This is a genomic window from Micromonospora chalcea, from assembly GCF_002926165.1.
Classification (GTDB): Bacteria; Actinomycetota; Actinomycetes; order Mycobacteriales; family Micromonosporaceae; genus Micromonospora; species Micromonospora chalcea.
In genome coordinates this window covers 35,217-43,142 of record NZ_MAGP01000137.1, presented here as the reverse complement: position 1 = coordinate 43,142, position 7,926 = coordinate 35,217, and the positions used below count along the sequence as shown (strand labels likewise).

At 72.1% G+C, this 7,926-nt stretch carries 3 protein-coding genes; 2 read left to right on the top strand and 1 reads right to left on the bottom strand.

Going from position 1 to position 7,926, the window contains the following annotated elements; translation table 11 throughout:
- Positions 1 to 492 precede the first annotated feature (492 nt).
- Entirely contained in the window at positions 493 to 1,791 is a 1,299-nt protein-coding gene (locus tag BAW75_RS23135; RefSeq protein WP_104114902.1) for a hypothetical protein, read from the top strand.
- 79 nt (positions 1,792 to 1,870) lie between these two features.
- The gene (locus BAW75_RS23125; protein WP_244206233.1) at positions 1,871 to 2,680 is read left to right on the top strand and encodes a class F sortase; all 810 of its coding nucleotides are present in this window, start codon (positions 1,871 to 1,873) and stop codon (positions 2,678 to 2,680) included.
- A gap of 64 nt (positions 2,681 to 2,744) precedes the next feature.
- Here BAW75_RS23125 and BAW75_RS23120 read toward each other — a convergent pair whose 3' ends face one another.
- Entirely contained in the window at positions 2,745 to 7,811 is a 5,067-nt protein-coding gene (locus tag BAW75_RS23120; protein ID WP_104114901.1) for an NAD-glutamate dehydrogenase, read from the bottom strand.
- Between the last annotated feature and the right edge of the window lie 115 nt (positions 7,812 to 7,926).

Here is a 7,926-nt window from a genome sequence, read left to right as displayed (position 1 = left end):
GTGTGGCTCCCCGAACCGCGTGCAGCGATTCTTGCATGGGAGCGCTTCCATGGCAATGCCTCGATGCGCCTCGCGGCCCACCCTACCGCCAACCCCGACCCCGCCCCGCTCACCGCGCGCCCGGAGCCCGCTACACCAGCCGGGCTCGCCGGCAACCACCCGCGGCCACCACCTCGCCGCGCTCCCCCGCACGCCGGGCGGCGGACCGTCCCGCCTCCGCCTCGGCCGGGTGGAACGCCATTGGTGTCAAAACGGCCAAATGACACCCATGGCGTTCCACCCACCGGCGGAGGCGAGACCGTCGGGAACCGTACGAGCGGGATCCGGGTCGCGGGGTCGCCGAAGTCGGGCCGATCAGCGCGGGGAGGCGGGGACAGCGCGGACACGCCCGATCTCCACAAACTCCTAAAAGCGAATCTTTCCCCGAATAAGTCGCGAAAAGGTCTAACGTCGGCCTTAGCTCGACTGACGTCGGGCTCAGGACGAACAGGGATGGAGACGCTGGTCATGGCTAAGAAGATGCTCGGGAAGGTGGTCGCGGGCGCTGCCCTCGGCGGCGCCGGCCTTCTCGTGTTCACCCCGGGAATGGCCTACGCGGGCGGGCACGACGAGGGCAAGGTCATCGCCAAGCCGCACGTGGTGAAGGCGGGGGACACCGTCGAACTGCTCGCGATCTGCTCCGAGCCGCAGCAGCACGCCACCGTCTGGTCGAAGGTGACCGGCAAGGTCGACCTGCGCCCGGCCCGCGACGGCGAGCACGGCGACTGGGCCGACCGGGGCGGTGACTGGGGCGGCGACCAGGACTGGGGCTGGGACGACAAGGGCCCGGACGGCAAGGACGAGCACGGCAAGGGCCCGGACGGCAAGGACGACCACGGCAAGGGCCCGGACGGCCGCGGCGAGCCGGGCGGGGACGAACACGGGCCGGGCGGAAATGGGCCCGACGGCAACGGGCCGGGCGGCAATGGCCCGGGTGGCAACGGCCCGGGTGGCAACGGCCCGGGTGGCAACGGGCCCGGCGGCAACGGCCCGGGTGGCGACGGCATGCCGCAGCCCCCGGCGGACCAGCCCCAGCCGCCGGCCGGCCAGCCGGAAGGGCAGCCGCAGCCGGGCGGCGCGGGGGCCGGCGCGGCCGTCGACCCCGGCGACTGGCAGGGGCACGACGAGTACGGCCAGGACGCCGAGCCGGGCTGGGAGAAGGAGAAGCCGGGCGGGCCGGACTGGACCAAGGACGCGCACGGCCCCGACGGCAAGGAACAGCACGGCAAGGACGCCAAGGACGAGCACGGCAAGGACGACCGTGGCGGCCGGCCGGACGACAAAGGCAAGGACGGCAAGGACGAGCACGGCTCCTGGCCGGGCGGCAAGAACGACTGGCAGGAAGGTGAGAACGACTGGCCGGGCGACAAAAGCGACTGGCCGGGCGGCAAGGACGACTGGCAGGCGAGCGGAGGCGCCTGGCAGGACGACAAGGGCGACTACGGCAAGGACGCCGAGCGCGACTACGGCAAGGACGGTAAGGACGGCTGGGAGCACGGGAAGGACTTCGTCTACTACGGCGAGGCCACCGTCTCGCACGACGCCCGGCCGGGCCGGTACGAGTTGCGGGGCTCCTGCGGTGAGGGCGAGCTGGTGGTCCTGCCGCGCGGTGGGGTCGACGGCGGCGACGGCGGCATGACGACCACCGGCGTGGACCGTACCCTCGCCACCGGTGGCGCGGGCATGATCGGCGCTGCGGCGCTGGGCGGCCTGGTGCTGCTGCGCCGGCGGCGGGCCGGTGACCTGGTCTGACCGGACGACGACCCGGGCCGGCGGCCGTCACGGAAGTCCGTGGCGTGCCGCCGGCACGGCCGTCGTCGTCCTGCTCGCCATGGCCGGGGCCGGTCTGATCGGCGCGTCCGTCCGGACCGTCCCGCCACCGTCCCCGCCGCAGCCGCTCGGGCAGGCGGCCCCGGTCACCACCGGCCCCCAAACAGACCCGGACGCCGAGGGCCAACCGGGACCGGACGCCGAGGGCCAGCTGACGCCGGACGCCTCCGGCCTGCCGACGGCGGACGCCGCCGGGGGCGCCGTCGGCCCCGCGACGCCCGGCCCGACGACCGGCGCACCCGGCGCCGCCCCGGGCACCGCGGCCGCCCCGGGGGCCGCAGCGGTCCCGGGCGCTCCGGAAGCAACGGGCCCAGCGGGCGCGATGAGCCCGAACGGCGCCGCCCCGGCTCCACTGCCCCGGTCCGCGCCGACGACCATCTCGATCCCCCGTATCGGGGTGCGGGCCGAGATCATGTCGCTCGGCACGAACCCGGACGGCACGGACCAGGTGCCCCCGCTGGACCAGGCCATGAAGGCCGGGTGGTACTCCCCCGGCGCCAGCCCGGGCGAGGCCGGCAACGCGGTGATCGTGGGCCACGTCGACTCCGCCCAGCTCGGCCCGGCGGTGTTCTTCAACCTCGGCGCGCTGGTGGCCGGCGACACGATAGCGGTCACCCGGCAGGACGGCAGGTCCGCCACGTTCACGGTGCGCGAGGTCGGGTCGTACCCGAAGACCGCCTTTCCCGCCGCGCGGGTCTACGGTCCGTCGGCCGTGCCCGCCCTGCGCGTGGTGACCTGCGGCGGGGTGTTCGACCGCACGGCCGGAAGCTACCTGAACAACATCGTCGTCTACGCCCCGATGACGAGCTGAGGGCGGAAACGGCGGTGGCCCGGTGGTCGGTTCCCCGACCACCGGGCCACGCGCACGTCTGCGGTCAGGCCGCCGCCGAGGTCCGGACCAGGGTACGGATCTGGCGCAGCAGCACCGACAGCGCGGACAGGTCGGCGCGGGATTCGTCGAACTCCCCCATCGCCCGGTGCGCCCGGTGGATCGAGGTGGCGTTCGCCTGCTCCCACTCCTGCACCCGCTCCACCGGCGGCACGTCGTCCGGGGTGGAGCCGAGCACCTCGGCGGTGAGCGCGGCCAGCGCGGCGTACAGGTCGTAGCGCAGCGCCATCCGGGCCAGCGTCTGCCACCGGTCCTCGCGCGGCAGCAGGGAGATCTTCGACAGCAGCGCGTCCACCCGGAACCGGTCGGAGAGCACGAAGTAGACCGAGGCCACCTCGCCCACGTCCCGCCGGGTCGCCTGCGCCGTCTCGACGATGTCGAGCAGGCCGAAGCTGTACATCAGGCGGGTCGCCTGCTCGGCCAGGTCACGCGGCAGCCCCCGGTCGACGAGCGACTCGATGTGCGCCGCGATGGCCTCCCGCTCGGTGCCCCAGAACCGGTGCTCCAGGTCCGGCAGGAGCTGGGCAACGCCGTCGCGCAGCCGGTCGATCTCCGCCGGCACGTCGATCGGCGACCGGCGGTTGGTGACCAGCCAGCGCACCGCGCGGTCGAGCAGCCGCCGGGTGTCCAGGTAGACGGCGGTCTGCAGCTCGGGCGAGACCTTGTTGTCCAGCGCCTCGACCGCGTCCCAGAGGTCACGCAGGCCGAACACCTCGCGGACCACCACGTACGCCCGGAGCACGTCCGCCGCGGAGGCGGCCGTCTCCTCGACCACCCGGAAGACGAACGAGATGCCGCCCCGGTTGATCGCCTCGTTGACCAGGACCGTGGTGACGATGTCCCGGCGCAGCCGGTGCCGGCCCATCCGGTCGGCGAAGCGCTGCCGCAGCGGCGTCGGGAAGTAGTTGACCAGGATGTCGGTCGTCCACTCCTCGTCCGCCAGGCCCTCGCCGACGATCTCGCGCTCCAGCACGATCTTGACGTACGCGAGCAGCACCGCGAACTCCGGCGCGGTCAGCCCGCTCTCGGTGCGGACCGCCAGCTCCTCGTCCGACGGCAGCGCCTCCAGGGCCCGGTCCAGCGCGCCGGACCGCTCCAGGTCGTTGATCATCCGCCGGTGCACCGGGAGCAGCGAGGCGGCCTGGGCCTGGGCGTTGTTCAGCGCCCGCGCCTGGTCGTAGTTGTCCCGCAGCACCAGCTCGGCGACCTCGTCGGTCATCCGGGCCAGCAGCTCGTCACGCTCCGGCCGGTCCAGCTCCCCGTCGGCCACCGCCGTGTTGAGCAGGATCTTGATGTTGACCTCGTGGTCGGAGCAGTCCACACCGGCCGCGTTGTCGATGAAGTCGGTGTAGATGCGGCCGCCGGTCGCCGCGTACTCGATCCGGCCCTGCTGGGTGAAGCCCAGGTTGCCGCCCTCGCCGACCACCCGGCAGCGCAGGCTCTTGCCGTCCACCCGGATGGCGTCGTTGGACTTGTCCCCGACCTCGGCGTTGGTCTGGCTGGACGCCTTGACGTAGGTGCCGATGCCGCCGTTCCAGAACAGGTCCACCGGCGCGGTGAGGATCGCCTTCATCAGCTCCTGCGGGCTGAGCTGCGTGACGTCCTCGTCGAGGCCGAGCACCGCGCGGACCTGCGGCGAGATCGGCACCGACTTCGCCGTACGCGAGTGGACGCCGCCGCCTTCGGAGATCAGCTCGCGGTCGTAGTCCTCCCACGACGAGCGCGGCATGTCGAACAGCCGCTTGCGCTCCTCCCACGACCGGGCCGAGTCCGGATCCGGGTCCAGGAAGATGTGCCGGTGGTCGAACGCGGCCACCAGCCGGATGTGCTTCGACAGCAGCATCCCGTTGCCGAACACGTCGCCGGACATGTCACCGACGCCGACCACAGTGAAGTCCTGCGTCTGGGTGTCGTGCCCCAGCTCCCGGAAGTGCCGCTTGACCGACTCCCAGGCGCCCCGGGCGGTGATGCCCATCTTCTTGTGGTCGTAGCCGGCCGAGCCGCCGGAGGCGAACGCGTCGCCCAGCCAGAAGCTGTGCGCCTCGGAGATCTCGTTGGCGATGTCGGAGAACGTCGCGGTGCCCTTGTCGGCGGCCACCACCATGTACGGATCGTCGCCGTCGTGCCGGACCACGTCCTCGGGCGGCACGATCTCACCGCTGACGATGTTGTCGGTGACGTCCAGCAGCGCGGAGATGAACTCCTTGTAGCAGATCACCGCCTCGTCCCGGTCGCCCGGCTTCTGCTTGAGCACGAAGCCGCCCTTGGCGCCGACCGGCACGATCACCGCGTTCTTCACCATCTGCGCCTTGACCAGGCCGAGCACCTCGGTCCGGAAGTCCTCGCGCCGGTCGGACCAGCGCAGGCCGCCGCGGGCCACCGGCCCGTAGCGCAGGTGCACGCCCTCGAACCGGGGCGAGTAGACGAAGATCTCGAACTTGGGTCGCGGCGCGGGCAGGTCCGGGATGGCCTGCGGGTCCAGCTTGAACGCCACGTACGGCTTGGGCCGCCCGCCCACCGGCTTCTGGTAGAAGCTGGTGCGCAGCGTGGCCTGGATCAGCGTCAGGTAGGCCCGCAGGATGCGGTCCTGGTCGAGGCTGGCCACCTCGTCCAGCGCCTCGCCGATCGCGTCGACCAGCTCACCGCTGCGCTGCCGCCGCTCGTCGAGCGTGGTGGCGCCCGGGGCGAACCGGGTCTCGAACAGCTTCACCAGCAGTTCGGCGATCTGCGGGTACGCGATGAACGTCTGCTCCATGTACTCCTGGGAGAACACGGTGCCGGCCTGGCGCAGGTACTTCGCGTACGCGCGCAGCACGACGACCTGCCGCCAGGTGAGCCCGGCCCGGAGCACCAGCTCGTTGAAGCCGTCCACCTCGGCCTCGCCCCGCCAGGCGGCGGCGAAGGCGTTCTCCACGTGCGGACGTACCTCGGCCAGGTCCTGGTGCCGCTCGGGCAGCTCCAGACCGAAGTCGTAGAGCCAGATCCGGCCGTCGACGCGCTCCACCTCGTACGGGTGCTCGTCGACCACCTTCACACCGAGCGAGTGCAGCACCGGCAGCACGGCGGAGAGCATCATCGGCTCGCCGTACCGGTAGACCTTGAACCGCACGTCCATCGCCTCGTCGGCGTCGGCGGCGCGGGCGGCGTACGGACGCGGCGGGGCCTGCTTGCGGAACAGGTGCATCTCCAGCTGGCCGGGCTCCTCCAGCAGCTCCAGCTTCGCCAGGTCCTTCATCGCCTCGTACGGCGTGTGCCCGTCCTTGTAGCCCTCCGGGAACGCGTCGGCGTACCGGGCGAACAGGTGCTTGGCCTGCTCGTCGCCGAGCTTGCGCTCCAGCACCAGCCGGTAGTCGTCGTCCCAGAGGCGGGTCGCGTCGGCCAGCTCCTCGGCGAGCAGGTCGGCGTCGATGTCACCGGGCGGGTTGTTCGGGTCGGTCCGCACGATGAAGTGCACGCGGGCCAGCATCGACTCGGTCACCCGGGTGGTGTAGTCGACGCCGACGCCGTTCAGCTCGCGCAGCAGGATGTCCTGCATGCGCAGCCGGTTCTGCGTGGTGAACCGGTCCCGCGGCAGGTAGATCAGGCAGGAGATGAACCGCCCGTACGCGTCGCGGCGCAGGAACACCCGCAGCTGCCGGCGGCCCGCCATCCGCAGCACGCCGATCACCGCGTGGTAGAGGTCGTCGGTCTTGATCTGGAACAGCTCGTCGCGCGGGTACGTCTCCAGGATCTGCAACAGGTCCTTGCCGGAGTGGCTGCGCAGGCTCAGGCCCGAGCGGTCGAGCACCTCGGCGACCTTGCGCCGGACCACCGGCAGCTCCTGCACGCTGGTCCGGTACGCGGCGGTGGAGAACAGGCCCAGGAAGCGCCGCTCCCCGACCACCTCGCCGGCCTCGTTGAAGATCTTGAAGCCGATGTAGTCGAGGTACGCCGAGCGGTGCACGGTGGCACGCGAGTTGGCCTTGGTGATGATGAGCAGGCGCTTCTCCAGCACCTTCTCGTGCGCCTCGGGCGTCATCGAGTTCAGCGACCGGGCCTCCGGCGAGTCGGAGCGCAGGATGCCCAGGCCGGTGCCGAGCACCGCCTCCAGGGCCTGCCCGCTGCCGCGCGCGCCGTCGGCGTCGACCAGGCGGTACTCGCGGTAGCCGAGGAACGTGAAGTGGTCGTGCGCCAGCCAGCGCAGCAGCTCCACCGAGTCGGTGATGTCCTTTTCCGGCACCGGCGGGCGGTTGTCCGACGTCCGGGCGGCGGCCAGCTCGTCGGCGAGCGCGAGGGCCCGCTGCCGCATCTTCGGCCAGTCCTCGACCGCCTCGCGCACGTCGGTGAGCACCCGCTGCAACTCGCGGCGCAGCGCCTCCCGCTCGGCCGGGTCGCGGACCGGGTCGATCTCGATCCGCATCCAGCTCTCGACCAGGTCACCGGCGATGGCGTCGTCCGGCTCCACGTCCGCCGAGACCTCGGTGAGCCGGCCCAGCGGCTCGCGCCGCACCACGACCAGCGGGTGCACCAGCAGGTGCACGTCGAGGTGACGGGAGTTGAGCAGGGCGGTCACCGAGTCGACCAGGAACGGCATGTCGTCGGTGACGATCTCGACGACCGTGTGGTGCTGCTCGGCGTCCGGCTCGTGGATGCGCAGCTTCAGCTCGCCCGGAACCCGCTGCTGGGCCAGGTCCCGGTGGGCCCGGGCCGCCTCCAGCATCTCCTCGGCGGTGAAGCCGATCAGCTCCTCGTCCGGCGCGAACCGCCAGAAGCGGTCCACGAGTGTGGCCGCGTCGTGGTCGTCGCCGGCCAGCGCGACCGCCTGGGCGACCAGCCGCTCCGCGTTGGGAACGGGCTCGTCCAGCTCGGCGTCCTCCGACTCGTCGGCCAGTGCCTGCGTGGGCAGGCCCAGGTCGTAGAGGGTGTCGATGCTGGAACCGGTCATCCCGGTCACTCCTGTGTCGAGACGGCTGAAACCGTCCCCGTCGGTCGCCGAATCGAAGCTGTCGTCGTCCCGGCCGGTGTCAGCCTGCCGGAGGTCGGGTCCCGGTTTGATCGCCGGACGCCGGTCCATCGGTGCCACTCCCCTCGACCCACCGCACTGTGGGTCACTCTGCCGCCCAGCCTAGGCCCTACCGCGTGGTACCTCCCGCGGCGGACCACCGGCCGGACGTCCGGATCGGGACTCT

Coding starts and splice junctions, on each gene's coding strand:
- BAW75_RS23135 (WP_104114902.1), top strand. CDS start 493: ATGGAGACGCTGGTCATGGCTAAGAAGATGCTCGGGAAGGTGGTCGCG.
- BAW75_RS23125 (WP_244206233.1), top strand. CDS start 1,871: ATGGCCGGGGCCGGTCTGATCGGCGCGTCCGTCCGGACCGTCCCGCCA.
- BAW75_RS23120 (WP_104114901.1), bottom strand. CDS start 7,811: ATGGACCGGCGTCCGGCGATCAAACCGGGACCCGACCTCCGGCAGGCT.